General features: G+C 68.0%; 26 protein-coding genes. 22 read left to right on the top strand and 4 right to left on the bottom strand.

The window, feature by feature from the left end; all coding sequences use genetic code 11:
• The first annotated feature begins 32 nt into the window (after window positions 1-32).
• Window positions 33-587 (top strand): TetR/AcrR family transcriptional regulator, encoded by a 555-nt coding sequence (locus VK98_RS05340; protein WP_048413041.1) that lies wholly within the window; start codon window positions 33-35, stop codon window positions 585-587.
• A gap of 230 nt (window positions 588-817) precedes the next feature.
• Here the strand turns inward: VK98_RS05340 and glmS are convergent, their stop codons facing one another.
• The 3 genes from glmS to VK98_RS05325 form a co-directional block, all read right to left on the bottom strand.
• Window positions 818-2,647 carry a glutamine--fructose-6-phosphate transaminase (isomerizing) gene (gene glmS, locus VK98_RS05335; RefSeq protein WP_048413040.1) on the bottom strand — a complete coding sequence of 610 codons (1,830 nt, stop codon included), beginning with the start codon at window positions 2,645-2,647 and terminating at the stop codon, window positions 818-820.
• The gene (locus VK98_RS05330; protein WP_048413207.1) at window positions 2,647-3,438 is read right to left on the bottom strand and encodes a DeoR/GlpR family DNA-binding transcription regulator; all 792 of its coding nucleotides are present in this window, start codon (window positions 3,436-3,438) and stop codon (window positions 2,647-2,649) included. The genes glmS and VK98_RS05330 overlap by 1 nt, the downstream gene beginning before the upstream one ends.
• A 106-nt stretch (window positions 3,439-3,544) precedes the next feature.
• The gene (locus VK98_RS05325) at window positions 3,545-4,861 is read right to left on the bottom strand and encodes a sigma-54-dependent Fis family transcriptional regulator (protein WP_231589207.1); all 1,317 of its coding nucleotides are present in this window, start codon (window positions 4,859-4,861) and stop codon (window positions 3,545-3,547) included.
• 331 nt (window positions 4,862-5,192) lie between these two features.
• Here VK98_RS05325 and ddaH point away from each other — a divergent pair, with 331 nt between their 5' ends.
• The 21 genes from ddaH (at window position 5,193) to VK98_RS05220 (ending at window position 24,645) form a co-directional block, all read left to right on the top strand.
• Entirely contained in the window at window positions 5,193-5,954 is a 762-nt protein-coding gene (gene ddaH / locus VK98_RS05320) for a dimethylargininase (RefSeq protein WP_048413038.1), read from the top strand.
• 62 nt (window positions 5,955-6,016) lie between these two features.
• Complete coding sequence (locus tag VK98_RS05315; protein WP_048413037.1) at window positions 6,017-7,426, top strand: basic amino acid/polyamine antiporter; 1,410 nt, start codon at window positions 6,017-6,019, stop codon at window positions 7,424-7,426.
• A gap of 256 nt (window positions 7,427-7,682) precedes the next feature.
• Window positions 7,683-8,018 carry an ethanolamine utilization microcompartment protein EutS gene (gene eutS / locus VK98_RS05310; RefSeq protein WP_048410041.1) on the top strand — a complete coding sequence of 112 codons (336 nt, stop codon included), beginning with the start codon at window positions 7,683-7,685 and terminating at the stop codon, window positions 8,016-8,018.
• 8 nt (window positions 8,019-8,026) lie between these two features.
• On the top strand, window positions 8,027-8,503 hold the full coding sequence (locus VK98_RS05305; protein WP_048413036.1) for a EutP/PduV family microcompartment system protein: 477 nt from the start codon (window positions 8,027-8,029) through the stop codon (window positions 8,501-8,503).
• A 13-nt stretch (window positions 8,504-8,516) separates the two neighbouring features.
• On the top strand, window positions 8,517-9,203 hold the full coding sequence (gene eutQ, locus VK98_RS05300) for an ethanolamine utilization acetate kinase EutQ (RefSeq protein WP_048413035.1): 687 nt from the start codon (window positions 8,517-8,519) through the stop codon (window positions 9,201-9,203).
• 7 nt (window positions 9,204-9,210) lie between these two features.
• Window positions 9,211-10,023, top strand: coding sequence for an ethanolamine utilization cob(I)yrinic acid a,c-diamide adenosyltransferase EutT (gene eutT / locus VK98_RS05295; RefSeq protein WP_048413034.1), 813 nt, complete (start codon window positions 9,211-9,213; stop codon window positions 10,021-10,023).
• Window positions 10,020-11,168 carry a phosphate acetyltransferase gene (gene pta / locus VK98_RS05290; RefSeq protein WP_082158761.1) on the top strand — a complete coding sequence of 383 codons (1,149 nt, stop codon included), beginning with the start codon at window positions 10,020-10,022 and terminating at the stop codon, window positions 11,166-11,168. The genes eutT and pta overlap by 4 nt, the downstream gene beginning before the upstream one ends.
• A 50-nt stretch (window positions 11,169-11,218) precedes the next feature.
• Window positions 11,219-11,512 (top strand): ethanolamine utilization microcompartment protein EutM, encoded by a 294-nt coding sequence (gene eutM, locus VK98_RS05285; RefSeq protein ID WP_048410037.1) that lies wholly within the window; start codon window positions 11,219-11,221, stop codon window positions 11,510-11,512.
• 131 nt (window positions 11,513-11,643) lie between these two features.
• Window positions 11,644-11,928 (top strand): ethanolamine utilization microcompartment protein EutN, encoded by a 285-nt coding sequence (gene eutN / locus VK98_RS05280; RefSeq protein WP_048413033.1) that lies wholly within the window; start codon window positions 11,644-11,646, stop codon window positions 11,926-11,928.
• Window positions 11,929-11,977: 49 nt separating this feature from the next.
• The gene (locus VK98_RS05275; RefSeq protein ID WP_048413032.1) at window positions 11,978-13,399 is read left to right on the top strand and encodes an aldehyde dehydrogenase family protein; all 1,422 of its coding nucleotides are present in this window, start codon (window positions 11,978-11,980) and stop codon (window positions 13,397-13,399) included.
• 11 nt (window positions 13,400-13,410) lie between these two features.
• Window positions 13,411-14,262, top strand: a complete 852-nt coding sequence (eutJ, locus tag VK98_RS05270) for an ethanolamine utilization protein EutJ (protein WP_048413031.1) — start codon at window positions 13,411-13,413, stop codon at window positions 14,260-14,262.
• A complete protein-coding gene (locus VK98_RS05265; RefSeq protein ID WP_048413030.1) occupies window positions 14,249-15,463 on the top strand; it encodes an iron-containing alcohol dehydrogenase family protein in 1,215 nt (404 codons plus the stop codon). Before eutJ ends, VK98_RS05265 begins: the two co-directional genes overlap by 14 nt.
• 42 nt (window positions 15,464-15,505) lie before the next feature.
• Window positions 15,506-16,750 carry an ethanolamine utilization protein EutH gene (eutH, locus tag VK98_RS05260; RefSeq protein ID WP_048413029.1) on the top strand — a complete coding sequence of 415 codons (1,245 nt, stop codon included), beginning with the start codon at window positions 15,506-15,508 and terminating at the stop codon, window positions 16,748-16,750.
• Between the two features lie 8 nt (window positions 16,751-16,758).
• Entirely contained in the window at window positions 16,759-18,192 is a 1,434-nt protein-coding gene (locus VK98_RS05255; RefSeq protein ID WP_048413028.1) for an ethanolamine ammonia-lyase reactivating factor EutA, read from the top strand.
• Window positions 18,193-18,194: 2 nt separating this feature from the next.
• Window positions 18,195-19,556, top strand: a complete 1,362-nt coding sequence (locus VK98_RS05250; RefSeq protein WP_048413027.1) for an ethanolamine ammonia-lyase subunit EutB — start codon at window positions 18,195-18,197, stop codon at window positions 19,554-19,556.
• Between the two features lie 16 nt (window positions 19,557-19,572).
• Window positions 19,573-20,445, top strand: coding sequence for an ethanolamine ammonia-lyase subunit EutC (eutC, locus tag VK98_RS05245; RefSeq protein ID WP_048413026.1), 873 nt, complete (start codon window positions 19,573-19,575; stop codon window positions 20,443-20,445).
• 11 nt (window positions 20,446-20,456) lie between these two features.
• On the top strand, window positions 20,457-21,116 hold the full coding sequence (gene eutL / locus VK98_RS05240; RefSeq protein ID WP_048413025.1) for an ethanolamine utilization microcompartment protein EutL: 660 nt from the start codon (window positions 20,457-20,459) through the stop codon (window positions 21,114-21,116).
• 13 nt (window positions 21,117-21,129) lie between these two features.
• Window positions 21,130-21,618, top strand: coding sequence for a BMC domain-containing protein (locus VK98_RS05235; protein WP_048413024.1), 489 nt, complete (start codon window positions 21,130-21,132; stop codon window positions 21,616-21,618).
• Window positions 21,615-22,970 (top strand): 4Fe-4S dicluster domain-containing protein, encoded by a 1,356-nt coding sequence (locus VK98_RS05230; RefSeq protein WP_048413023.1) that lies wholly within the window; start codon window positions 21,615-21,617, stop codon window positions 22,968-22,970. Before VK98_RS05235 ends, VK98_RS05230 begins: the two co-directional genes overlap by 4 nt.
• Window positions 22,949-23,497, top strand: coding sequence for a BMC domain-containing protein (locus VK98_RS05225; RefSeq protein WP_048413022.1), 549 nt, complete (start codon window positions 22,949-22,951; stop codon window positions 23,495-23,497). Before VK98_RS05230 ends, VK98_RS05225 begins: the two co-directional genes overlap by 22 nt.
• A gap of 80 nt (window positions 23,498-23,577) precedes the next feature.
• A complete protein-coding gene (locus VK98_RS05220; RefSeq protein WP_053077233.1) occupies window positions 23,578-24,645 on the top strand; it encodes a helix-turn-helix domain-containing protein in 1,068 nt (355 codons plus the stop codon).
• On the opposite strand, the gene glmU is transcribed toward VK98_RS05220, so the two are convergent.
• Complete coding sequence (glmU, locus tag VK98_RS05215) at window positions 24,605-25,969, bottom strand: bifunctional UDP-N-acetylglucosamine diphosphorylase/glucosamine-1-phosphate N-acetyltransferase GlmU (RefSeq protein ID WP_048413020.1); 1,365 nt, start codon at window positions 25,967-25,969, stop codon at window positions 24,605-24,607. The two genes, VK98_RS05220 and glmU, sit on opposite strands and share 41 nt — an antisense overlap.
• Window positions 25,970-25,990: the final 21 nt, after the last annotated feature.

Below are 25,990 nucleotides of genomic sequence, written 5' to 3'. Positions count from 1 at the left end.
CATGACATACACAGCCTGTATGGAGCACGCCGATGCGCACACTGAATAGACACGACTGGGTCGAAGCGGGCTTCGACACCCTCGACAAAGTTGGTTATGGAGGAATTTCTGCAGAGAGCCTCGCGCGTCGGCTGAACGTGACACGGGGATCGTTCTATCACCACTTCCGCAATCGGGAAGACTTCGTCCGAACGCTGTTGACCACATGGGAAGACGAGCATGCGGATCGCATGCTCTGCGACGCGGCCAACAGTCGTGGCGTGGGCGAGACCCTGAAGCGCTATCTGAGCATCGCGGCAAAGAAAAGAGCCGGATGCGAAGTGGCGATCCGTGCATGGTCCTTGCACGACCCACTGGTGGCAGAGTTCCAGCAGCGCGTCGATGCAAAGCGTCTGGCGTTTGCGATTGAAACCTCTCGCCGATTGGCGCTCTTCCCTGGTGAAGCCGAGATGATGGGCCTGGCCGCACACCTATGTCTCATTGGAGGCCAGCAGGCCGGACTGAGGCGCGATGCCGAACAGTTCAACCACTTCGTGCAGCGTGCGTTTTCGTTCCTTGAAAAAATGAATTTTCACCGGCGTGCGTGAGGTTTGCGGTGTGCGCCGCCTACACCTCCAGAGCAGTCCAAAAACCTGGACTCACATCCTGATCTGCCCCCACGAGCCATATCAGGTTCTTGCGCATCTCAAAACCAAGCCATCTCAAACGAAAAGAGGCCCTACCGGGCCTCTTTGTTTAACGCCACTCGTGACGAACCATCATGTCGTCGTGACAGGCTTTATTCCTTCTGATCACTAGTCAACGCCTGGCGCAAGCCTCACTCCACCGTCACGCTCTTGGCCAGATTGCGCGGCTTGTCGACGTCGGTGCCGCGCGCCAGCGCCACGTGGTAGGCCAGCATCTGCACCGGGATGGCGTGCACCACCGGGCTGAGCACGCCGACATGGCGCGGGGTGCGGATCACGTGCACGCCGTCGGATTCGCTGAAATGGCTGTCCAGATCGGCGAACACGAACAGCTCGCCGCCGCGCGCGCGCACTTCCTGCATATTGGATTTCACCTTTTCCAGCAGCGTGTCGTTGGGGGCGATCACCACCACCGGCATGTCCTCGTCCACCAGCGCCAGCGGGCCGTGCTTGAGCTCGCCGGCCGGGTAGGCTTCGGCGTGGATGTAGGAGATTTCCTTCAGCTTGAGCGCGCCTTCCAGCGCGATGGGGAAATGCAGGCCGCGGCCCAGGAACAGCGCATTGTCCTTGGCGGCGAACTTGTCGGCCCAGGCCTTGATCTGCGGCTCCAGGTTCAACGCGTGCTGCACGCTGCCCGGCAGGTGGCGCAGTTCGTCCAGGTAGCGCGCCTCGTCGGCGGCGCTGACCTTGCCACGCATCTTGCCCAGGGTCACGGCCAGCGCGAACAGGCCCACCAGCTGGGTGGTGAAGGCCTTGGTGGAGGCCACGCCGATCTCGGCGCCGGCGCGGGTGAAGAACACCAGTTCGCTGGCGCGCGGAATCGCGGATTCGCGCACATTGCAGATAGACAGCGCGTAGCGGTGGCCCAGCTCCTTGGCGTATTTCAGCGCTTCCATGGTGTCCAGCGTCTCGCCGGATTGGGAGATGGTGGTCACCAGGTAGTTGGGGTTGGCCCAGGCGTCGCGGTAGCGGTATTCGCTGGCGATTTCCACGTCGCACTGCACGCCGGCTATGGTCTCGATCCAGTATTTGGCGGTCAGGCCGGCGTAGTAGCTGGTGCCGCAGGCCAGGATCTTGACGCCTTCCAGCTGCGGCAGCACTTCGCCGGCGCGCTCGCCGAACAGCTCGGGATTGAAGCCATAGTCCTGCACCGCGTCTATGGTGTCGGACAGCGCCTTCGGCTGCTCGTGGATTTCCTTCTGCATGAAGTGGCTGTACGGCCCCAGCTCCAGCGAGGCCAGCGACACGTCGGACACGTGCACCGGGCGTTGCGCCGGCTGGTCGTCCTTGTCCAGCAGTTCCACGCCGTCGCGGGTCAACCGGCCGATGTCGCCCTCTTCCAGAAAGATCACGCGGCGGGTGGCGGATACGATGGCGGAAACGTCGGAGGCGATGAAGTTCTCGCCGTCTCCCAGACCCACCAGCAGCGGGCAGCCCATGCGCGCGCACACCAGTTCGTCCGGGCGGTCCACCGCGATCACGCCGATGGCGTAAGCGCCGGTCAGCTCGCGGCTGGCGCGCTTGACGGCGTCGAACAGGCTGTCGCCGGCCTGGTAGTAGTGATGCACCAGGTGGGCGATGACTTCAGTGTCGGTCTGCGATTCGAAGGCGTAGCCCAGGCCTTTCAGGCGCTCGCGCTGCTCTTCGTGGTTTTCAATGATGCCGTTGTGCACCACGGCGATCTTGCCGAAGGACACATGCGGGTGGGCGTTGGGCTCGGTGACGCCGCCATGGGTGGCCCAGCGGGTGTGGCCGATGCCCACCTGCCCTTGCAGGCTTTCTTCCGCGGCGGCGTTTTCCATCTCCGCGACGCGGCCGACGCGGCGCACGCGACGGATGGCGTCGCCGGCCAACACCGCCACGCCGGCGGAGTCGTAGCCGCGATATTCCAGCCGCTTCAGGCCGTCCACCAACACCGGAACCACATTACGCGCCGCGATGGCGCCGACAATGCCGCACATTACTTTCTCCTTGGACTATCAGTGGGCGAGGACGCGCAGATCAGCGCAATGCCCTTCGCCTGAATTTGGGTTCTGGCCTCCGCCGACAAGGCGTCGTCGGTCACCAGGGTATGGATGCGCTCCCACGGCAATTCCAGGTTGGGGATGCGCCGGCCTATCTTTTCCGACTCCACCATCACGATGACTTCGCGCGCCACTTCGGCCATCACCCGCGACAAGCCCACCAGTTCGTTGAAGGTGGTGGTGCCGCGCTCAAGGTCTATGCCGTCGGCGCCGATGAACAGCTGATCAAAATCATAGGAACGCAGCACCTGCTCCGCCACCTGGCCCTGGAAGGATTCGGAATGCGGGTCCCAGGTGCCGCCGGTCATCAGCAGCGTCGGCTCGTTCTCCAGCTCGCGCAGCGCGCCGGCCACGTTCAGGGAGTTGGTCATCACCACCAGGCCGCGCTTATTGCCCAGCAGCGGAATCATCGCGCTGGTGGTGGTGCCGCTGTCTATGATCACGCGATTGTGGTCGCGGAGGCGCTCGGCGGCGGCGCGGGCGATGGCGATCTTTCGTTTTGAAACCTGCTCCGCGTCTTCCTCGACCACCATCTCCGACGGCAAGGACACCGCGCCGCCGTAGCGGCGCAGCAACAGTCCGCCGGTTTCCAGCAGGGCCAGGTCCTTGCGTATGGTCACTTCGGAGGTGGAGAAACGCTTGGTCAGCTCGTCCACGCTGACTTCGCCGCGTTCCTGCACCAGGGCGGCGATGGCGTGACGGCGTTGCTGAGTATTTCGTTTGGTCATCACAAGTTTCGTTTCGAAAGTTTTGCGATGATAGCAGCGCAATTTCCGCCTTGCAAGCGGACGCCTAAAGCCCCGCCTTGCGTGCCGATATGCCGCGTCCAGCGACTCAAGCCAGCCCCAGCCGCCGCAGCCGCGACACCAGGGTACTGCGCGCCAGCCCCAGTTGCCGGGCGGCGGCGGACACATTGCCCCGCTGTTCGGCCAAGGCGGCCCGGATCTGTTCGGCCTCGCGCTCGCGCAACTGGCCGCGCAGGCCGCCGTCCGCGCGCGGCGCGGCCTGGACGCCGGCGTGCAGGGCGATGCGTTCCAGCCGCGCGCCGCCGTCGTGCAGCAGCAGGCTGCGGCGCAGGATGTTTTCCAGCTCGCGCACATTGCCGCGCCAGTCCTGCGCCAGCAGCACGGCCTCGGCCTCCGGCCCTAGCTGCGTCACCTGTGGCTTGAGCTCCGGCGCGTGGCGGGCCAGCAGCTCGCGGGCCAGCAGCGGCACGTCGTCGCGCCTGTCGCGCAGCGCCGGGATATGCACGTAGCCGACGTTGAGCCGGTAGTACAGGTCTTCGCGCAAGCGCCCCTGCTCCACCGCGGCCAGCGGTTCCTGGTTCAACGCCGCGATCAGCCTCACATTGGCCAGCAGCGATTGATGGCTGCCCAACGGCTGATAGCTGCCGTCCTGCAGCACGCGCAGCAGCTTGCCCTGCAACTGGATGGGCATGGAGTTGAGCTCGTCCAGGAACAGCGTGCCGCCGTCGGCCTGGGTCAGCAGCCCCTTGCGGTTTTCCGCGCCGGTGAACGCGCCGCGGACGGTGCCGAACAGCGTGCTTTCCAGCAGGGTGTCGGGAATGGCCGCGCAGTTGACGGTGAACAGCGGCCGGCTGCCGCGCGGGCTCAGCGCGTGCGCGCGGCGGGCGAACAGTTCCTTGCCGGTGCCGGTTTCGCCGTAGATCAAAATCGGCAGCTCGCTGGTGGCGAAGGCGTCTAGCCAGGCGATCTGCTGGCGCATCTGCGGGTCGGCGGTGGCGATGCGGGGCACGTCCGCGTCCTCACCGCGATGATTGGGCATATGCCGCAGCTGGCGACCGATCTCGATCGCGCCCAGCAAAGTGCCGCCGCGCCCCGTCAGCGGCACGGCGGTGTGCAGATAGGGGATGGCCTGCCCGTCCGGGCCGATATAGGACTGGCAAACGTCGGTGAAGCGCGCGCCGCGGTCCAGACACTGCAGCAGGGTGCTGTCCTCGCGCGTGAGCCAGGGGTTTTGCTCCAGCACATGCTTGCCGATCACCTCGTCGGCGTCCACGCCGTCCATGCGCGCGCTGGCCGGGTTGTAGTAGACGAAACGGCCGTCGGCGTCGACCACGGTGGCCGGCCGGTCCAGCGTGTCCAACACCGGCCGCAGGCAGGCCACCAGCCAGTTCAGTTCCTCGCTCACGCCTCGCTCTCCTCTCCGCCCGGCTCCGCGCGCGGGCATAGACGCCATCCGCCATGGCGAATTCGCCAATTCTCGACATGCTGCGCCAAATATCACCATTTGTCGCGTCAGCACGGCGGCGATAAATGGCGAATTGACGAAGCCAAATGCAAGGCCGCGCCATTTCCGGTGAAAAACCCCGCGGAATCCGCGCGGTCTCGGCCGAGAGCCACACAAAACCGGACCGAAAGTTTGAGCGTGGTCAAACAAAACCGTCGCGCGCCCCGCCCGGCTGGCACGGTAGTTGCCCTTAACGAGGCAGTACCCCGCAACTAGCCATCAGGAGATCGCAATGTTCAAGCACATCATCGCCCGCACCCCTTGCCGCGGACTGGTCAACGGCATTTCCTCCAGCAATCTGGGCAAGCCCGACTATGAAAAGGCGCTGGAACAGCACAACGCCTATATCCGCGCGCTGCAGACTTGCGGCGTGGACATCACCATCCTGCCGCCGGCCGAGGACTTTCCGGACTCGGTGTTCGTGGAAGACCCAGCGCTGTGCACTCCGCACTGCGCCATCGTCACCCGGCCGGGCGCGGACAGCCGCCGCGACGAGGCCAGCCTGATGGAGCCGGTGCTGCGCCGCTTCTATCAGCATGTCGAGCGCATCCAGGCTCCCGGCACGCTGGACGCCGGCGACGTGATGATGGTGGGCAGCCATTTCTATATCGGCGAATCCGCCCGCACCAACGCGGAAGGCGCGCGCCAGTTGATCGCCATTCTGGAAAAGCACGGCATGAGCGGTTCGGTGGTGCGGCTGGAGGAAGTGCTGCACCTAAAGACCGGCCTCGCCTATCTGGAGAACAACAATCTGCTGGCCGCCGGCGAGTTCATCACCAAGCCGGAGTTCCAGAAATTCAACATCATCGCCATCCCGGAAGAAGAGTCCTACGCCGCCAACTGCATCTGGGTGAACGGCAAGGTCATCATGCCCTCCGGCTACCCGCGCACCCGCGACCGCATCGCCGCGCTGGGCTATGAGGTGATCGAGGTAGACACCTCCGAATACCGCAAGGTGGACGGCGGCGTCAGTTGCATGTCGCTGCGTTTCTGAAGGCATTGAACGCGTGAAACCCGGGGCGCGTCCGCGCGCCCCGTCCCCGGAGGAGAACAAGGATGACACAAGCCGCAGACAAGAAACTGGGGGTGGTGCCGCTCACCGCGCTGGTGGTGGGGGCCATCGTCGGCAGCGGCATCTTCAGCTTGCCGCAAAACATGGCGGAGGGCGCCGGCGCCGGCGCCATCCTGATCGCCTGGGTCATCACCTTCGTCGGCATGCTGGCGCTGACGCGCATTTTCCAATGGCTGTCCATCAACCGGCCGGACATCGGCGACGGGGTCTACGGCTACGCCCGCAACGGCTTTGGCGACTACCTGGGCTTCAACGCCGCCTGGGGCTACTGGATCTCGGTGTGGGTGGGCAACGTCGGCTATCTGGTGGTGATGTTCAGCGCGCTGGGCTCGTTCCGGGCGCTGGGCTTCTTCGGCGACGGCAGCACGCTGCCGGCGCTGCTGTGCGGCCTGCTGTTGCTGTGGACGCTGCACGGCTTCGTGCTGCGCGGCGTGCAGTCCGCCAGCCTGCTGAACGTGATCGTCACCATCGCCAAGATCGTGCCCATCGTCCTGTTCGTGCTGTGCGTGGCGCTGGCGTTCAAGGTCCAGACCTTCCGCCTGGATTTCTGGGGCGGCGCCTCGCTGGGCGGCGTCGGCCAACAAGTGAAGAACACCATGCTGTACACGGTGTGGGTATTCCTGGGCATTGAATGCGCGACGGTCTACGCCAGCCGCGCCAAGAGCATGCGCACGGTCAGCCTGGCCACGGTGCTGGGCTTCGGCATCACCATGCTGCTGCTGGTCTGCGTGTCGGTGCTGTCGCTGGGGGTGTTGCCGCAGGCGGAACTGGCAGCGATGAAGAACCCGTCGATGGCGGCGGTGCTGGAAAAGGCGGTGGGACCGTGGGGCGGCGCGCTGATCAATATCGGACTGATCCTGTCGGTGGCCGGCGCCTTGCTGGCCTGGACGCTGATTTCGTCCGAAATGCTCTACCTGGCCGCCCGCGGCGAAGGCCACACCGCGCCCGCCTGCTTCGGCAAACTCAACGCCAGGGGCGCGCCCGCCAACGCGCTGTGGCTGACCAATGGGCTGATCTCGCTGTTCCTGATCATCAACCACCTGAACAACGCCGGCTACAATCTGCTGATCCAGCTGGCGTCCGCGATGGCGCTGATCCCCTATCTGCTGTGCGCGGCGTTCAGCCTGAAGCTGGCCTGCTCCGCGCCGGCGAAACAGGCCGGCCTGCTGGCGCTGACCCTGCTGGGCACGGTCTACGGCGCCTGGCTGATCTACGCCGGCGGGATGAAATTCCTGCTGCTGTCGATGATTCTCTACGCGCTGGGCTTGCCATTCTACCTGCGCGCGCGGCGCGAACGCGGGCTGCCGGCGTTTTCCAGCAGGTTGGACGCCGCCCTCGCCGCCGGCGTGGCCGCGCTGGGCGGGCTGGCCGTCTGGTCGCTGGCGGCGGGGTAGCTCATCCGCTCATCGGAGCCGCGCCTTTGTCGCGCGGCTCCGATCCGCATTCGTAGCACCATTCCCCCTCGCAGTCGCTTCCCCTCGCCTGGCGTTCCGGCGCCGGAGCCGTAGGGCTTTCTCCATGCCCTTTTCCACGCTGGCTCGCCAAACGTTTGACCCAAGCCCGCCCCCCTCAAGATTTTCCGATTTTTGATACTGCCCATCGATCAGTCTGGACTAGCATCGTCTCAACCCGAAAAACCATGGTGACGTTATGGAAAAGGAACGCATCATTCAGGAGTTCGTGCCCGGCAAGCAGGTGACGCTGGCGCATCTGATCTCCCATCCCACCGAAGAGCTGTCGCGCAAGATCGGCGTGGCTCAGGCCGAGGCCATCGGCATCATGACGCTGACGCCCGGCGAAACCGCGATGATAGCCGGCGATCTGGCCTGCAAGGCCGCCGCCATCGAAATCGGCTTCCTGGACCGCTTTTCCGGCGCGCTGGTGATTACCGGCAGCTGCGGCGCGGTGGAGGAAGCGCTGCACCAGACCATAGCCGGCCTGCAACGGCTGCTGGGCTATGCCGTGTGCCAACTGACGCGTTCCTGAGGTCCGCCATGCATCCCCCCATCCGATACGCGCTGCTGGGACCGGTCGAGGCCGGCAAATCCACGCTGTTCCACGCCCTGGGCGGCGGCGGCGCGGTGCGCAAAACCCAGGCGCTGGAATACGACGCGCAAGGCTGCATCGACACCCCGGGCGAATTCTTCAGCCATCCGCGGCTGTTCCACGCGCTGATCAACAGCACCGCCGAGTGCGAACTGCTGATCTACGTTCACCCCGCCAACGATCTGGAATGCCGGCTGCCGCCCGGCCTGCTGGACGTGCATGGCCACCGGCGCGTGGCGGTGGTGATCAGCAAGACCGATCTGCCCGACGCCCGGCCCGACGCGGTGGAGGCCATGCTGCGCGAACGCGGCTTTGGCGGCGACATCCTGCGCGTGTGCGGCCTGCGGCCGGACAGCGTGGCCGAACTCAAGGCCCGGCTGGGGCTGAATCCTGAATCCGCCGCCTCGTCGCGGCAAACAGCATGAGGCGAGTAGCAAGATGAAAAAGCTGATCAGTGCCGAAACCGTGCGCGCGGCCCATGCCGCCGGAGAACACGCGCTTTGCGTCAGCCCGCGCGAACACATCGTCACCCCGGAAGCGCGAGTGGTGGCGGAACGCCTGGGCCTAGCCCTGAGCGAGGGCGGCGACGCCGCGCCGGCCGCAAGCCCCGCGCTCGTAGCCGAAACCCCGGCAGCGCCGGCGAGCGAGGCCGACGCGCTGGCCGAAATCCGCGCCCAGGTCTTGTCGCGGCTGCCGCCGGGCTCGGTGGCGCCCGAGCTGGTGGAGCAACTGGTGCGCAAGGCCGCCGCCGAGCTTCAGGGCGCGGCCGACAGCGGGCCCGCCATCAAATGCGTCCGCGCCCAGGATGTGCGCATGGGCGTATTCGACGGCGCCGGCCCCGGCCAGCAGGTGGGCATCGCCGACGTGATCACCGCCGCGGACGGCAGCTCGATGGCTGCCGGCTTCATGCAGTGGGAACAGGCCTTCTTCCCGTGGACGCTCAATTACGACGAGGTGGACCTGGTGCTGGAAGGCGAGCTGCACGTCCGCCGCGGCGAGCAGACCACGGTGGCCAAGGCCGGCGACGTGGTGTTCATTCCCAAGGGCTCCAGCATCGAGTTCGGCACCCCGAGCCGGGTCCGTTTCCTGTACGTGGCCTATCCGGCCAACTGGCAAAGCTGCTGAGGCCGCCATGGGCAATTTCATCACCGAAGATTGGCTGCGCTCCCGCTACTCGCTGGCCCGGCACACCGAGATCCACCTGCCGCGCGACGCCAGGCTGACGCCATCGGCCGAGGAGCTGCTGAAAAGCCGCGCGGTCGTCGTCCGTTATCTGGACCCGCAAGGCAGCGTCTTCGACGCCGGCGCCGACGGCGAACGCCATGCGGTGCACGCGCTGACCGGCAACAAGGAACAACGGCCGGAGTGCCGCTGCCTGCTGTGCCGCCAACCGGTGGCGCGCAAGACCGAGGCGCTGACCCATCTGGACGCCAACACCCTGGTGCCCAAGAACCATCCGCGCATCGCCCTGCGCGGCAAGCTGGACAGCGCCATCGCCCAGGCGGTGTGGCTGCAGGCCGAATGGGAAGAGCGCCAGGCGCCCGCGGCGCTGGCGCGCTGCCTGACCGACATCCGCTCGGCGCTGGGCAACGCCTTGCGCGCCGAAGTCAGCGGCGAGCCCATGCCGCCCATCGCCATGGGCGAGGCCGACGAGGCGCGCCTGCACGCGCTATCGCACCGGCCGCTGGCCCTGCTCGGCCACGACCACATCGTGCCCGCCGTCGAGCACGGCGCGGAAGTGGCGCGGCTCAATCTGCTGCGCGCCGCGATACGCGAGTGCGAAACCATGGCCGCCGGCCTGTACCTGGGCGCGGACTTCCAACTGAGCAGGCCGGACATTTTGCAGGGGCTCAACCGGCTGAGCAGCGCGGTGTACGTGCTGATGCTGCTGGCCTTGCTGGCCAAGCGTGGCCAGCCGCTGCCCGGGCTGGGAGAAACGCGATGACCTTGATCCATCAATGCCGCCTCGACGCGCGCGAGCATCCGGCCCGCATCGTGTTCCCCGACAGCCTGGACCCGCGCTGCGTGCGCGCCGCGCACCAGTTGGCGCTGGCCGGCCTGGCGCGGCCCATCCTGCTGGCCAATCCTTTCGAGCTGCGCCATTTTTGCCACCTTCACGGCCTGCCGCTCACCGGCTTCGCCGTCCACGATCCGGCGGTCTCGCCGCGCTTGCCCGCCTACCAGGCGGCGCTGGCCGCGCGCCAGCCCAAGGAAGGCGCGGACGCGCTGCTCGCCTCGCTGCGGCGGCCGCTGTGGTTTGGCGCGGCCATGCTGGCGGCCGGCGACGCCGACCTGTGCATCGCCGGCAATCACTCCTCCACCTCGGACGTGCTGCGCGCCGCGCTCAAGGTGATAGGCCTCGCGCCCGGCAATCGCACGGTGTCGTCCATCTTTTTCATGCTGCCGGCAGACGGCGACGAGCCGCTGGGCTTCGCCGACTGCGGCGTGGTGCCGCAGCCCACGGCCGAGCAACTGGCCGACATCGCGCTGGCCAGCGCGGACAGCTACCGCCAGGTCACCGGCCGGGAACCGCGCGTGGCCATGCTGTCCTTTTCCAGCCACGGCAGCGCCCGCCACCCTGACGCGGAAAAAGTGCGCGCCGCCGTCGCACTGGCGCGCGGACGCAGGCCGGAGCTGATCCTGGACGGCGAACTGCAATTCGACGCGGCGATGGTGCCGGACGTGGCCGCCGGCAAGGCGCCGGACAGCCCGCTGGCCGGGCGCGCCAATGTGCTGGTCTTCCCGTCGCTGGAGGCCGGCAACATCGGCTACAAGATCGCGCAGCGGCTGGCCGGCTACCAGGCGCTGGGCCCGATGGTGCAGGGCCTGGCCCGCCCGCTGCACGATTTGTCGCGCGGCTGCAGCGTGGAAGACATGGTCAACGTCAGCCTGCTGGCGATGAAGATGAGCCGCGTCAGCGGCGCCGAGGAGATCCGGGGCCGGCGCGCCGCGCTCCTCACGGCCGCCGACAGCGCGCTTCATGGCGCGGCCCCGGCATGGAACGCCCCCGCCCTTGCCCGGCAAGGGAGCCTCGCCTTAGAACAGGCGAGCCGGGGCAGGCAAGCCGAGAACGCTCCGCGTTCCCGTTAGAGACAAACAGATATTCGTGTTGAACCCCCAACCCCTCAAGGAGTGTGCAAATGGAAGCTCTTGGCATGATTGAAACCCGCGGCATGGTGGCCCTGATCGAAGCGTCGGACGCCATGGTCAAGGCGGCCCGGGTCAAGCTGGTCGGCGTCAAGCAGATCGGCGGCGGCCTGGTGACCGCGATGGTGCGCGGCGACGTGGCCGCCTGCAAGGCCGCCACCGACGCCGGCGCGGCCGCCGCGCAGCGCATCGGCGAACTGGTGTCGGTGCATGTGATCCCGCGCCCGCACGCCGATCTGGAAGAAGTGTTTCCGATCAAGATGTCGGCCGACAAGAACCTGGACTGAGCATCAGCTGATCCTGGCCGGCGGCTGACGCCAAGCCGACCGGCCGCTTCTCCCCCCGCAAACCGCATGTCGCCCGCGCGCGACAGGGGGAGGTTTTGCCCGCCGCCAGGCGGGACACGGGAGCCAGACACATGAAATTGGGCATCGTGGTGGGACAAGTGGTGTCCACCGTCAAACACGGCGGCTTGCAGAAAGACCGCCTGCTGCTGGTGGAGATGCTGACGGCGGACGGCCAGCCCAGCGGCGACGCCCAGGTGGCGGCCGACAGCCTGGGCGCCGGCGACGGCGAATGGGTGCTGCTGGTGGCCGGCAGCTCGGCGCGGCGGATGCAGGACGAGGACGCGCCGGTGGACCTGGCCGTGGTCGGCATCGTCGACGAGGTGGTGCGCCGGCAGCGGGTGGTTTTCCACAAGTGATCCGGCGCGCCGGAGCACTTGGCAATTCCAGTTTCAGAAGGAGTGGGTTGTGGAACTCAAGGCAAGCGATATCGAACAAGTGGTGAAGGCGGTGCTGGCGTCGATCGGACAAGCGGCGCCGGCAAACGGCGCGGCGGCCGAAAGCGCGCTGCCGGCCGGCGTTTTCGCCGAGCTGGACCAGGCGGTGGCGGCGGCGAAGCAAGCGCAGACGGCGCTGGCCAGCGTGGCGCTGCGCGAACGCGTCATCGCCGCCATCCGCGCGGCGGGCGAGGCCCACGCCCGCGAGCTGGCCGAGCTGGCCGTCGCCGAAACCGGCATGGGCCGGGTGGACGACAAGATCGCCAAGAACCTGGCGCAGGCGCGGCACACCCCCGGCGTCGAATGCCTGCAAGCGCAGGTGCTGACCGGCGACCGGGGCCTGACGCTGATAGAAAACGCGGCCTGGGGCGTGATCGCCTCGGTGACCCCGTCCACCAATCCGGCGGCCACCGTCATCAACAACGCCATCAGCATGATAGCCGCCGGCAACAGCGTGGTGTTCGCGCCGCATCCGGCGGCCAGAAAGACCTCGCAACGCGCGATCACGCTGCTGAACCAGGCCATCGTCGCCGCCGGCGGCCCGGCCGATCTGCTGACCACGGTGGCCAAGCCCGACATCGAAACCGCGCAGCGCCTGTTCCGCTACCCCGGCATCCATTTGCTGGTGGTCACCGGCGGCGAAGCGGTGGTGGACGCCGCGCGCAAGGTCACCGACAAGCGGCTGATCGCCGCCGGCGCCGGCAATCCGCCGGTGGTGGTGGACGAGACCGCCGACATCGCCCGCGCCGCGCGCGACATCGTCTGGGGCGCCTCCTTCGACAACAACATCATCTGCGCCGACGAGAAGGCGCTGATCGCGGTGGACGCGATCTGCGACGACTTGAAGGTGGAGATGGAAAAACACCGCGCGGTGGAGCTGACCGCCGACGAAGCCGCCCAACTGTTGCCCATCCTGCTCACCAAGGTGGACGAGCATGGCCGCGGCGCGGTCAGCCGCGACTGGGTGGGCCGCGACGCGGCGAAGATCGCCGCCGCCATCGGCCTGCAAGTGCCGGACGACACCCGCCTGCTGTTCGTGGAAACGCCGGCCGATCATCCCTTCGCGGTCACCGAGCTGATGATGCCGCTCTTGCCGGTGCTGCGCGTCGCCAACGCGGACCAGGCCATAGACCTGGCGGTGCGGCTGGAAGGCGGCTGCCGCCACACCGCGGCCATGCACTCGCGCAATCTGGACAATCTGGACCGGATGGCCAACGCCATCAACACCAGCATCTTCGTCAAGAACGGCCCCTGCCTGGCCGGCCTGGGCTTCGGCGGCGAGGGCTGGACCACGATGACCATCTCCACCCCCACCGGCGAAGGCGTCACCTCGGCCCGCAGCTTCGTGCGTCTGCGCCGCTGCGTGCTGGTCGACCACTTCCGCATCGTGTGAGGAGCCGCGCCATGCCGTCCCCTTCCCTCTCCCCCGACCAGCTGCAGCAGCGGCTCAACGCCGCGCGCGCCTTGCATCGCGGCGAGGCCCGCCGCGCGGCCGTGGCCGGCATGCGCCTGGGCATAGACCTGGGCACCAGCGACGTGGTGTCGGTGGCGATGGCGCCGGACGGCGAACCGCTGGCGCTGCGGCTGGATTGGGCCGATGTGGTGCGCGACGGCGTGGTGTGGAATTTCTTCGGCGCGGTGGACATCGTCCGCCGCCAGCTGGACGCGCTGGAGCAGGCGCTGGGACATCGCTTCGCCGCCGCCGCCACCTCCTACCCGCCGGGCACCGACCCGCGCATCTCGATCAATGTGCTGGAAGCGGCCGGGCTGGAAGTCAGCGGCGTCATCGACGAACCCTCGGCAGTGGTGGGGCTGCTGGGGCTCAGCCGCGCCGCCGTGGTGGACATCGGCGGCGGCACCACCGGCATCGCCATCGTCGAGAACGGCCGGGTCAGCCATAGCGCCGACGAGGCCACCGGCGGTCATCACGTGTCGCTGGCGCTGGCGGGCCACAGCGGCCTGCCGCTGGCCGAGGCGGAGATCCTGAAGCGCGAGCGCGGCGCGGAGGTCTGGCCGGTGGTGCGGCCGGTGTTCGAGAAGATGTGCGACATCGTGCGCCGCCATCTGACGCGCCTGCCCGACGGCGACCTCTATCTGTCCGGCGGCTCCTGCTCGCTGCCGGGGGTGCGCGAGCTGTTCCGGCGCGAATTTCCCGCCCACCGCGTCCACCTGCCCGAGCATCCCCTCTACCTGACCCCGCTCGCCATCGCCCACCACGCGCTGGCCGCGCAAGGAGCCAACCATGCCAGCCGCTGATCTGGGCCAGGCGCTCTATCACGCCATCGATCTGTTCAACGCCCGCGAGGTGCAAACCTTCGCGGTGCCGCCGGCCACCTTCATCGGTGCCGGCGCCATCGCCCGGCTGGGCCAGTCCGCGGCCGAGCGCGGCTATCGCCGCGTCTTCATCGCCATCGACGGCTTCCTGCTGGAACAGGGGCTGGCCGACAATCTGTTCCGCTCGCTGCAGCGGCACGGCGTGGCCGCCGAAACCTACCGCTACCCCGGCGGCGAACCGGACAGCGACACGGTGGAGGCGGCGGCGCGCCAGCTGGCCGCCGCGGCCTGCGACGCCATCATCGCCTTCGGCGGCGGTTCGGTGCTGGATACCGCCAAGGCCATCGCCGCGCTGGCCGCCCACCCCGGCATGCGGGTGGCCGATCTGGCCGCCGCCGCCGCGCTGCCCAATGGCCGGATGCCGCTGCTGCTGGCGCCCACCACCGCCGGCACCGGCTCGGAAGCCACCAACATCACGGTGATCACCGACAGCGCCAGCGGCGTCAAACAGGCCATCGCGCAAGCGGCGCTGCTCCCGGACCTGGCGGTGCTGGACGCCTGCCTGACCCTGGCCGTGCCCGCGCCGTTGACCGCGGCCACCGGCATAGACGCGCTGACCCACGCCATCGAGGCCTATCTGGCGCGCGGCGCCAACCCGCTGACCCAGGCGCTGGCGCACCGCGCCATCACCCTGATAGGCCGCGCGCTGCCCATCGCCGTCGGCCAGGGACACCAGCTCACCGCCCGCCAGGACATGATGCTGGGCTCCTACCTCGCCGGCATGGCCTTTTCCAACGCCGGCCTGGGACTGGTGCACGCGATGGCCCACCAGATAGGCGCGCGCTACCACATTCCGCACGGCGTCGCCAACGCGGTGCTGCTGCCCTCGGTGCTGCGCTTCAACCGCCTGGTGTGCGCGCCCCGCTACCGCGAACTGGCCCACGCGCTCTGCGGCGAAACCCTGGACGCCGACGGGCTGATCGCGGCGGTGGCGCGGCTGATCGTCGACATCGGCCTGCCCGGCAGCCTGCGCTTGCCGGGCGTCGAACCCGAACACTTCGCCGCGCTGGCCGACGCCGCGCTCGACGACGCCTGCCTCGCCGGCAATCCGCGCGACGCCAGCCGCGAGCAAATCATCGACATTTACCGCCACGCCTGGCAACGCCAGGCGCCGGCCTGCTGAATCCGCAATCGGGCACCGCCCACCGTCACAGGAGCAAGAGCAATGGGTATCAATGAAATCATCATGTGGATCATGATGACCTTCATGGTCGTCGCGGCGCTGGACAGAATGCTGGCGCAATTCGGCGGCTCGGAGGCCGTGCTGGCCAAAGTGGGACTAAGCCGCGTCGGCCGCCAGATCGAGGGTTCCGGCGCCCAGTTCGAAGAAGGCTTTCTGGCCATGGGCGCGCTGGGCCTGGCCATGGTCGGCGTGATCGCGCTGGCGCCGGTGCTGGCCCACTGGCTGGGGCCGGTGGTGATTCCGCTGTACGAGGCGGTGGGCGCCAATCCGGCGATGTTCGCCACCACCCTGCTGGCCAACGACATGGGCGGTTTCTTCCTCGCCAAGCAGCTGTCCGGCGGCGACACCGCCGCCTGGCTGTACGCCGGCCTGATCCTGGGCGCGATGATGGGCCCCACCATCGTGTTCAACATCCCGGTGGCGCTGGGCATCATCGCCAAGGAAGACCGCCGCTTCCTGGCGCTGGGGGTGATGGCCGGCATGGTCACCATCCCGCTGGGCTGCATCGCCGGCGGCGCGGTGGCCATGGTCAGCAGCGTCACCGTGGACGGCCAGCCGGTGGACTTCAGCCTGAGCATGATCCTGATCAATATGATTCCGGTGATCGCCGTGGCGGTGCTGCTGGCCATCGGCCTCAAGCTGTGCCCGGAGAAGATGATTTCCGGCTTCCAGATCTTCGCCAAGTGCCTGGTGGTGCTGATCACCGCCGGCCTGGCGCTGGCGGTGCTGCAAGCCACGCTGGGCCTCAGCCTGGTGCCGGGCATGGACCCCATCTTCATGGTCAAGGGCGACGCGCCGGGCGCGACGATGCGCGCCATCGAGGTGATAGGCTTCATCGCCTGCGTGCTGCTGGGCGCCTATCCGATGGTGTTCATGCTGACGCGCTGGTTTGAACGGCCGCTGATGAAGGTGGGCGGACTGCTGGGCATGAACAACAGCGCCGCCGCCGGCATGGTGGCCACGCTGGCCAACTCCATCCCGATGTTCGGCCTGATGAGCAAGATGGACGACCGCGGCAAGGTGATCAACGTGGCCTTCGCCGTGTCCGCCGCCTTCACCTTCGGCGACCACCTCGGCTTCACCGCCGCCAACGTCTCCAGCATGATTTTCCCGATGATAGTCGGCAAGCTGGTGGGCGGCTTCAGCGCGGTGCTGCTGGCGATGAAACTGGCGCCCAAGCCGGCCGACGCCCCCCTCCGCGCCGCACTGTCGGCGCAGCAAGGCTGAGGCGCGCGATGAACCGCCGCCAGATACACAGCGTGGGCATAGACATCGGCACCACCACCACCCAGGTGATCTTCTCGCTGCTGGAGCTGGTCAACCGCGCCGGGGTGTCGCAAGTGCCGCGCTATGAATTCTCGCGCCGCGACATCGTCTACCAGAGCCCGGTGGCCTTTACGCCGCTGGACGACGACGGCCGCGTGCGCGAAGACGAGCTGATGGCCTTCATCCGCGCGCAATACCAGGCGGCTGGACTCGCCCCGGCAGAGGTGGAGTCCGGGGCCATCATCGTCACCGGCGAAACCTCCAAGGCGCGCAACGCCCGCGACACGGTGCTGCGCCTGTCCGAATCCCTGGGCGACTTCGTGGTGGCCACCGCCGGCCCGCATCTGGAGTCGGCCATCGCCGGCTACGGCTCGGGCGCGGCCGAACTGTCCGAGCGCGAAACCAGCCGCGTCGCCAATATCGACATCGGCGGCGGCACCGCCAACTACGCGGTGTTCGAAGCCGGCCGGCTGCTGGACAGCGCCTGCCTGAACGTGGGCGGCCGCTTGCTGGAGGCCGGCGCCGACGGCCAGACCCGCCGCCTGCACGCGCCGGCCCGCGCCATCTGCGTCGAGCTGTTCGGCGCCGGCTTCGACGCCGCCGCGCTGGGCCCGGCCGAACACGCGCGCGTGGCCGAACGCATGGCCGAACTGCTGTGGGAGGTGCTGCTGGGCCGCCCTTCGGCGCTGGCGCGCCAATTGTTGATGACCGACGCGCTGCAGGCCGGCCGGCCGTTCGACGCGGTGCTGCTGTCCGGCGGCGTCGGCGAGTGCTACCGCAGCCCGCCGGCCAATCCCTACGCCTTCGGCGACATCGGCCCCCTGCTGGCGCGCGCCATCGCCGCCCACCCCGGCCTCGGCGCGCAGCCGCTGCGCGCCGCGGCGCAAACCGTGCGCGCCACGGTAATAGGCGCCGGCGCGTACACGCTGTCGCTGTCCGGCAGCACCATCTGGCTGCGCGGCCTGCGCCTGCCGCTGCGCAACATCCCGGTGGCTCATCCCGATCTCGGCTGGGCCGATTTCAGTCCCGGCGGCCTGACGGACAGCCTGGAGCGCGCGGTGCGCCGGCTGGACCTGGACCCGGCGCAAGACCTGTACGCGCTGGCGCTGCCGGACGACCTGCCCATCGCCTACCGGGCGATAGACGCCTGCGCCGGCGAGTTGGCCGAATTCTCCCGCCGTTTTCCGCAACAGCGCCCCTTGCTGGCCTTGTCCCGCAGCGATCTGGGCAAGGCGCTGGGCATGCTGTTGCAGCCGGCGCTGGCCGGCCGCGAGCTGGCGGTCATCGACGAAGTGGCCACCCGCGCCGGCGACTACATCGACATCGGCGCGCCGCTGTTCGGCGGCGACATCGTGCCCGTTACCGTCAAATCGCTGGCCTTCCCAACATCCAAAGGGGTTTGATCATGAAACTGAAGACGCATTTATTCGGCAAGACCTATCAGTTCCGCGACGTCAAGGACGTACTGGCCAAGGCCAACGAGCCGCGCTCCGGCGACATGCTGGCCGGCGTGGCCGCGCAAAGCGCGCAAGAGCGCGTGGCCGCCAAGCAGGTACTGTCCGAGTTGACGCTGGCCGACCTGCGCGAAAACCCGGTCATTCCCTATGAGGAGGACTGCGTCACCCGGGTGATCCAGGACGACCTCAACGAAGCCGCCTACGCCCGCATCCGCAACTGGAGCGTGGGCGAGCTGCGCGAGGCGGTGCTGGGCGACGACGCCGACGCCGAGGCGCTGGACTTCCTGCGCAAGGGCATGACCTCGGAAATGGTGGCGGCGGTGGCCAAGCTCTGCTCCAACGCCGACCTGATCTACGGCGCCAAGAAAATGCCGGTGATCAAGCGCGCCAACACCACCATAGGCCTGCCCGGCCGCTTCAGCGCGCGCCTGCAACCCAACGACACCCGCGACGACGTGAAAAGCATCGCCGCCCAGATGTTCGAAGGGCTGTCCTTCGGCATGGGCGACGCGGTGATAGGCGTCAACCCGGTGACCGACAACGTGGAAAACGTGCGCCGCATCCTGGACACCATCTACGACGCCATCGACAAATACCGGATTCCCACCCAGGGTTGCGTATTGGCGCACATGTCCACCCAGATCGAAGCCATCCGCCAGGGCGCGCCCGGTGGGCTGATCTTCCAGAGCATCTGCGGCAGCGAGAAAGGGCTGAAGGAATTCGGCGTGACGCTGGAGCTGCTGGACGAGGCGCGCGAGGTGGGCCGCCAGCACAACCGCATCGCCGGCGACAATTATCTGTACTTCGAAACCGGCCAGGGTTCGGCGCTGTCCGCCGGCGCCCACAACGGCGCGGACCAGGTGACGATGGAGGCGCGCAACTATGGCCTGGCCCGCCACTACGACCCCTTCATCGTCAACACCGTGGTCGGCTTCATCGGCCCGGAATACCTGTACAACGACCGCCAGATCATCCGCGCCGGCCTGGAAGACCACTTCATGGGCAAGCTCTCCGGCATCTCGATGGGTTGCGACTGCTGCTACACCAACCACGCCGACGCCAACCAGAACTCCAACGAGAACCTGGCCATCCTGCTGGCCACGGCGGGCTGCAACTTCATCATCGCCATGCCGCTGGGCGACGACATCATGCTGAATTACCAGACCACGGCCTTCCATGACACCGCCACCATCCGCCAGCTGCTGGGCCTGCGCCCGGCGCCGGAATTCGAGGCCTGGCTGGAAACCATGGGACTGATGGAAAACGGCAGGCTGACGCGCCGCGCGGGCGATGCGTCCTTCTTCTTCTGACTTGGAGCCCATAACCATGGACAAGCAGCAAATCGACGAAATCGTACGCGCGGTGATGACCCAGCTGGCGCAGCCCGCGCCGGCCACCGTCCCCGACGCCGCCAAAGCGGCCCCGGCCAGCACCGAGGAAACCCTGCCCGACCTGGGCGGCGAAGCCTTCCGGCTGTGGATGGGCGTGGCGGCGCCTCAGCGCGCCGAAGTGCTGGCCGAATTCCGTGCCAACACCGCCGCCCGCGTCTGCACCGGCCGCGCCGGCCCGCGCCCGCGCACCACCGCGCTGCTGCGCTTCCTGGCCGACCACTCGCGCTCCAAGGACACCGTGCTCAAGGAGGTGCCGCAGCCATGGGTGGAGGAAAAAGGCCTGCTGGAGCTGCAAAGCGAGATCGACAACAAAGACCAGTACCTGACCCGCCCCGACATGGGTCGCCGCCTGAACGAGGCCTCGCTGCAGCTGTTGAAAACGCGCTGCAAGCAACGGCCGCAGGTGCAGGTGGTGGTGTCCGACGGCCTGTCCACCGACGCCGTCACCGCCAACTTCGACGAAATCCTGCCGCCGCTGCTCAAGGGGCTGGAAAGCGCCGGCCTCGACGTCGGCACGCCCTTCTTCGTCCGCTACGGCCGGGTCAAGGTGGAAGACCAGGTGGGCGAAACGCTGGGCGCGCAGGTGGTGATCCTGCTGGTGGGCGAACGCCCTGGCCTCGGCCAGTCGGAAAGTCTGTCCTGCTACATGGTGTACGCGCCCAACGCCGCCACGGTGGAGGCGGACCGCACCTGCCTCTCCAATATCCACCGCGGCGGCACGCCGCCGGTGGAAGCCGCCGCCGTCATCGTGGACCTCGCCAAACGCATGCTGGAGAAGAAGGCTTCCGGCATGGCGCTGAACCGTTAAAGGAGACTGTCATGGCAGTTCTGGATCTGATCAAACCCAGCGTCAAGGCCGTGCGCCTGATCGCCTCGGCCCAATCCGACTTCAAGGCCGCGCTCAAGCTGCCCGCCCACATCAACAGCCTGGGCCTGCTGACCGCCGATTCCGACGATGTCGCCTATATCGCCGCCGACGAGGCCACCAAGCAGGCGCAGGTGGAGGTGGTGTTCGGCCGCTCGTTGTACGCCGGCGCGGCGCACAGCTCCTCGCCCACCGCCGGCGAAGTGCTGATCATACTCGGCGGCGGCTCGCCGGCCGAAGTACGCGCCGGACTGGACTCGATGATGGCCACCATCGCGGACGGCCCCGCCTTCCGCTGGGCCAACGACGCCGAGGACACCGCCTTTCTCGCCCACGTGGTCTCGCGCAGCGGCTCCTATCTGTCCGCGCAGACCGGCGTGCGGCTGGGCGAACCGCTGGCTTATCTGATCGCGCCGCCGCTGGAAGCCACCTTCGGCATCGACGCCGCGCTCAAGGCCGCCGACGTGCAACTGGCCAGCTATGTGCCGCCGCCGTCGGAAACCAACTACTCCGGCGCCTTCCTCACCGGCAGCCAGGCCGCCTGCAGCGCCGCCTGCCAGGCCTTCACCCAGGCGGTGCTGGACGTGGGCCGCCAGCCCGTCACCCTGATGTGAGCGGAGGCCGCAGATGATCAATGCCTTGGGCTTGCTGGAAGTCAGAGGGCTGGCCACCGCCATCGAGGCGGCGGACGCCATGCTCAAGTCCGCGAACGTGCGCCTGTTGCGGCAATGGCGCACCGACCCGGGCATGATTTCGCTGGTGGTGGAGGGCGACCTCGCCGCCTGCCGCGCGGCGCTGGACGCCGGCGCCGCCGCGGCGCTGCGGCTGGGCGAAGTGGTCAGCCGCTGCGAGATCGGCCGCCCCGATCCGGACACCGAAACGCTGGTGGACGCGATGCTGCGGCCGCCGGAGACGGCGGCCGCGCCGGCGGCCGGCCTGGACGAGGCGGCGGTGCTGGCCCGCATCGCCGCGGAGCCGGGCGGCATGAGCCTGGTCGACCTGCAAACCGTCTTCCCCTTCGTCGGCCTGAATCGCGGCTGGCTGCAGGCGCAATGCCGCGCCGGCACGCTGCAGCGCCGCCGCGGCCGTTATTTCCGCGCCGGAGGCAAGCCATGACAACCGCCGACCTGATCCGTCAGCGGGTGGCCGCCGCCGGCGTCGTCGGCGCCGGCGGCGCGGGCTTTCCCGCCGCGGTCAAGCTGGCGGCGCGGGCCGACACCTATCTCGTCAACGGCGCCGAGTGCGAACCGCTGCTCAAGGTGGACCAGCAACTGGCGGCGCGCGAGGCGGCGGCCTTGCTGCGCGGCCTGCGCCACGGCATGACCGCCACCGGCGCGACCCAGGGCGTGATCGCGCTCAAGGCCAAGTACCGCGAGGCCATCGCCGCGCTGACGCCGCTGCTGCCCGCCGACGTGCGCCTGCACATTCTGGAAGACATCTATCCTGCCGGCGACGAAGTGATCACCATCTGGCTCGCCACCGGGCGTCGCGTGCCGCCGGCCGGCTTGCCGCTGGACGTGGGCGTGGTGGTCAGCAATGTGCAGACCCTGCTCAATGTGGCGGCGGCGGTGGACCAGGAACGGCCGGTCACGCGCCGCACCCTGACCGTCAACGGCCTGGTCAAGCGGCCGCTGACGCTGACCCTGCCGCTGGGCACGCCCTTGCGCGAGGCGCTGGCGCTGGCCGGCGGCCCCAGCCGCGACGATGTCGCCTTCATCGACGGCGGGCCGATGATGGGCAAGCTGCTGCCCTCGCTGGACCTGCCGGTGACCAAGACCACCGGCGGCCTGCTGGCCTTGCCGCGCGACCACCTGCTGATCCGCCGCCGTCAACGCGGCGACGCGGCGCAACTGGCGATGGCGCGCACGGTGTGCGAGCAGTGCTGCCTGTGCACCGAGCTGTGTCCGCGCCACCTGATCGGCCACGAACTGCCGCCGCACCTGATCGTGCGCGCGGTCAACTACCGCCACGCCGGCCCGCGCCCGGACACCGTGCTGGCGGCGCTGACCTGCTCGGAATGCGGCGTCTGCGAGGCCTACGCCTGTCCGGTGGAGATCTCGCCGCTGCGCGTCAACCTTCTGCTCAAGGCCGAGTTGCGCGCCCAGGGATTGCGCTACCAGGGCGAACTGAGGCCGGCCGATCCGATGGCGCGCCATCGCCTGGTGCCGGTGTCCCGCCTGATCACCCGTCTCGACCTGGATTTGCTCAACCACAAGGCGCCGTTCCAGGCCTTGGCGTACCGTCCCGAGAAGGTGGTGCTGCCGCTGCGCCAGCACATCGGCGCGGCGGCGCAGCCCTGCGTCGCGATGGGAGAGCGGGTGCGCGAGGGCCAGTTGATCGCCGCCATGCCCCAGGGCGCGCTGGGCGCGGCCTTGCATGCCAGCGTGGACGGCGTCGTCGTCGCGCTGAACGCGGAAACCATCGTCATCCAAACCTCGGAGCCCACATGCCTCACGCCATCGCCCTGATAGAACTGAGCAGCATCGCCAGGGGCATTGAAGCCGCCGACGCGATGCTCAAATCCGCCCATGTGGAACTGCTGGCGGCCAAGACCATCTGCCCCGGCAAATTCATCGTGCTGGTGGGCGGCGACGCTGCCTCGGTCGAACAGGCCGCGGCGCAGGGCCGGCAAGCCGCCGGTCATCTGCTGGTCGACCACTTCTCCATCGCCAGGCTGCATCCGGACGTGCTGCCCGCCATCAGCGGCGTGACCCGGCTGGAACACGCGGCGGCGGTTGGGGTGGTGGAAAGCTATAGCGTCGCCGCCTGCATCGCGGCGGCGGATCTGGCCGCCAAAACCGCGGAGGTGACGCTGATCCGCATCCACCTGGCCTTCGGCATCGGCGGCAAATGCTATTTCGTCCTCAGCGGCGATGTGGCCGCGGTGAGCAGCGCCATCGACGTCGCCGCGCAGAGCGCCGGCGAGAAAGGATTGCTGGTGCAGCAGACCGTCATTCCCCGCCCCGCCCCCGCGCTATTGGCCAGCTTGCTGTAGGCGGCACGGGAGAGACCGCCGCCAGCCACCGCATACGAAAGGGAAACACCATGTCAGACCCCAGTCCAGGATCAGGGCCCTTGCATCAACTGCGCGCGGCCAGCCCTCCGCCTCGGGAGCCGCTGGCGCCGCTGGGCGCCGAGGTCGGCGTCAAGCACCGCGAAACCAGCAACAGCTTTGAACAGGCATGCGCGATCACGGCCTGGCAGCAACTTTACGATCAGTTGCTACCAGGCCTTTTCTTCGGCCATGTGAAGGAGTTGTGGCTGGATCAGCTGCAATGCTTCGAGGAGTTCACCAGCCGTTCGCTGCGCCAGTCCTGCGTGGTCTGGCCGGACGCCTACTGGTTCGGCCTGCCCTGCCCCGACCAGCCCGGCGCGGCTCGCGACGGCGGCCAGATGGGCAATGGCGCCATCGCCATCAGCACCGGCGGCGAGGACTTTGAACTGACCACGCCGGACAATTTCCGCATCATGGGGCTGGTGGTGCCGCAAGAGGAACTGGACGAACACGCCAGGCTGACCCTGGACGGCGGATTGCCCTTGTCGCTGCAAGACCGGCCGCTGCTGCAGCTGGACCCGGAGCGCAAGCGCGACTTCATCCTGCGCCAGCGCCAGCTGTTGATCGAAGCCGAGCGCAGCCGGCTGGGGCCGGCCGACATCACCGCCTACCGCTTCATGCGCCACGAATTGCTGGACGGACTGACCGAGCTGCTGGCCAGCGCCTTGCCGGCGCCCGCGCAGCAACGCAGCCTGCGCAGCCACTGGCGCTTGGTGCGCAAGGCGCGTGATTTCGTGATGAGTCAGCCGGACGAGGCGCTGGTGGTGGCGGATCTGTGCCGGCACCTCAACCTCAGCCGGCGCACCTTGCAGAACATCTTTCAGAACACGCTGGGGCTGTGTCCGCTGGCCTACCTCAAGAGCATGCGCCTGAACGCGGTGCAACGCGAACTACTCAGTCCGGACTCCCGCCACCACACCGTGCAAGACATCGCCGCGGCCTGGGGTTTCTGGCATATGAGCCAGTTCGCCACCGACTACAAGCGCTTGTTTGGAGAAAGGCCGTCCGCCACGCTGTTGCGACGCGCCGGCGGCCCTGAGGAGCGACTCAGCTCTTTTTCTGCGGACGCTTCCAGCCCGGCACCGTGACCTGGCGCGCACGCGCCACCGTCAGTTCGCCGGCCGGCGCGGTTCGGCTGATCACCGAGCCGGCGCCTATGGTGCTGTAGGATTCCAGCGTCACCGGCGCCACCATCAGGGTGCCGGAACCGACGAAGACATGGTCGCCGATCACGGTCTTGAACTTGTTGACGCCGTCGTAATTGCAGGTCACCGAGCCGGCGCCCACATTCACCTTGCTGCCGATCTCGGCGTCGCCGACATAGCTCAGATGATTGACCTTGGAGCCTTCGCCGATCACGCTCTTCTTCACTTCGACGAAGTTGCCGATGTGCACATGGCCGGCCAGTTGCGCGCCGGGGCGCAAACGGGCGTAAGGCCCGATCCGGCACGCCTCGCCCACCACTGCGTCTTCCAGATGCGAGAACGGCGCGATCTTGGTGCCGGCGGCCACTTTGACGTTCTTCAACACGCAATGCGCGCCGATTTCCACCTGCTCGCCCAACTCCACCGCGCCTTCGAACACGCAGCCAACGTCGATGCTCACGTCCATGCCATGGCTGAGTTCGCCGCGGATGTCGATGCGCGCCGGATCCGCCAGCGTGACGCCGGCTTCCAGCAAGGCCTGCGCCTGGTTGCGCTGCAGGATGCGCTCCAGCTCGGCCAGTTGCACCTTGTTGTTGACGCCGGCGGCTTCCCAGCTGGCGTCGACGCTGGCGCTGTCCACGCTCACGCCGTCCGCCACCGCCAGGGCCAGCACGTCGGTCAGATAGTATTCGCCCTGGGCGTTGCCGTTGTTGAGCGCGGCGAGCCAGCCGGCCAGCCGCGCATTGGGCAGCGCCATCATGCCGGTGTTGATTTCGCGGATCGCCAGTTGTTCCGGCGTGCAGTCCTTGTGTTCGACGATGGCCTGCAGCTTGCCGTCCGCGCCGCGCACCATGCGGCCGTAGCCGCTGGCGTCGTCCAGCACATCGGTCAGCACCGCCATGCCGGCGCCGGCGGCGTCGGACAAGCGGCGCAGCGTGTCCGCCTTGGTCAGCGGCACATCGCCGTACAGCACCATGGTCTTGCCGTCCGCAGGCAGATGCGGCAAAGCCATCTTCAGCGCGTGGCCGGTGCCCAGCTGCTCGGCCTGCTCGGCCCAGATCAGGTCCGCGTCCGGTATCGCCGCCCGCACTTGTTCGCCGCCGTGGCCGTACACCACGATCAGGCGCGCCGGCTTCAGCGCGCGCGCGGTGCGGATCACCCGCGCCAGCATCGGTTCGCCGCCTATGGGGTGCAATACCTTGGGTTTGGAGGAGTACATGCGCTTGCCTTTGCCGGCAGCGAGAATGACGATGCTGAGACTATCCATGGTTTTTCACGAGTCAAAAAC

This window comes from Chromobacterium sp. LK11 (genome assembly GCF_001043705.1).
GTDB classification, from domain to species: domain Bacteria; phylum Pseudomonadota; class Gammaproteobacteria; order Burkholderiales; family Chromobacteriaceae; genus Chromobacterium; species Chromobacterium alkanivorans.
The sequence above is the reverse complement of the archived record's forward strand: the minus strand, read 5'-3'. Positions and strand labels throughout refer to the sequence as shown.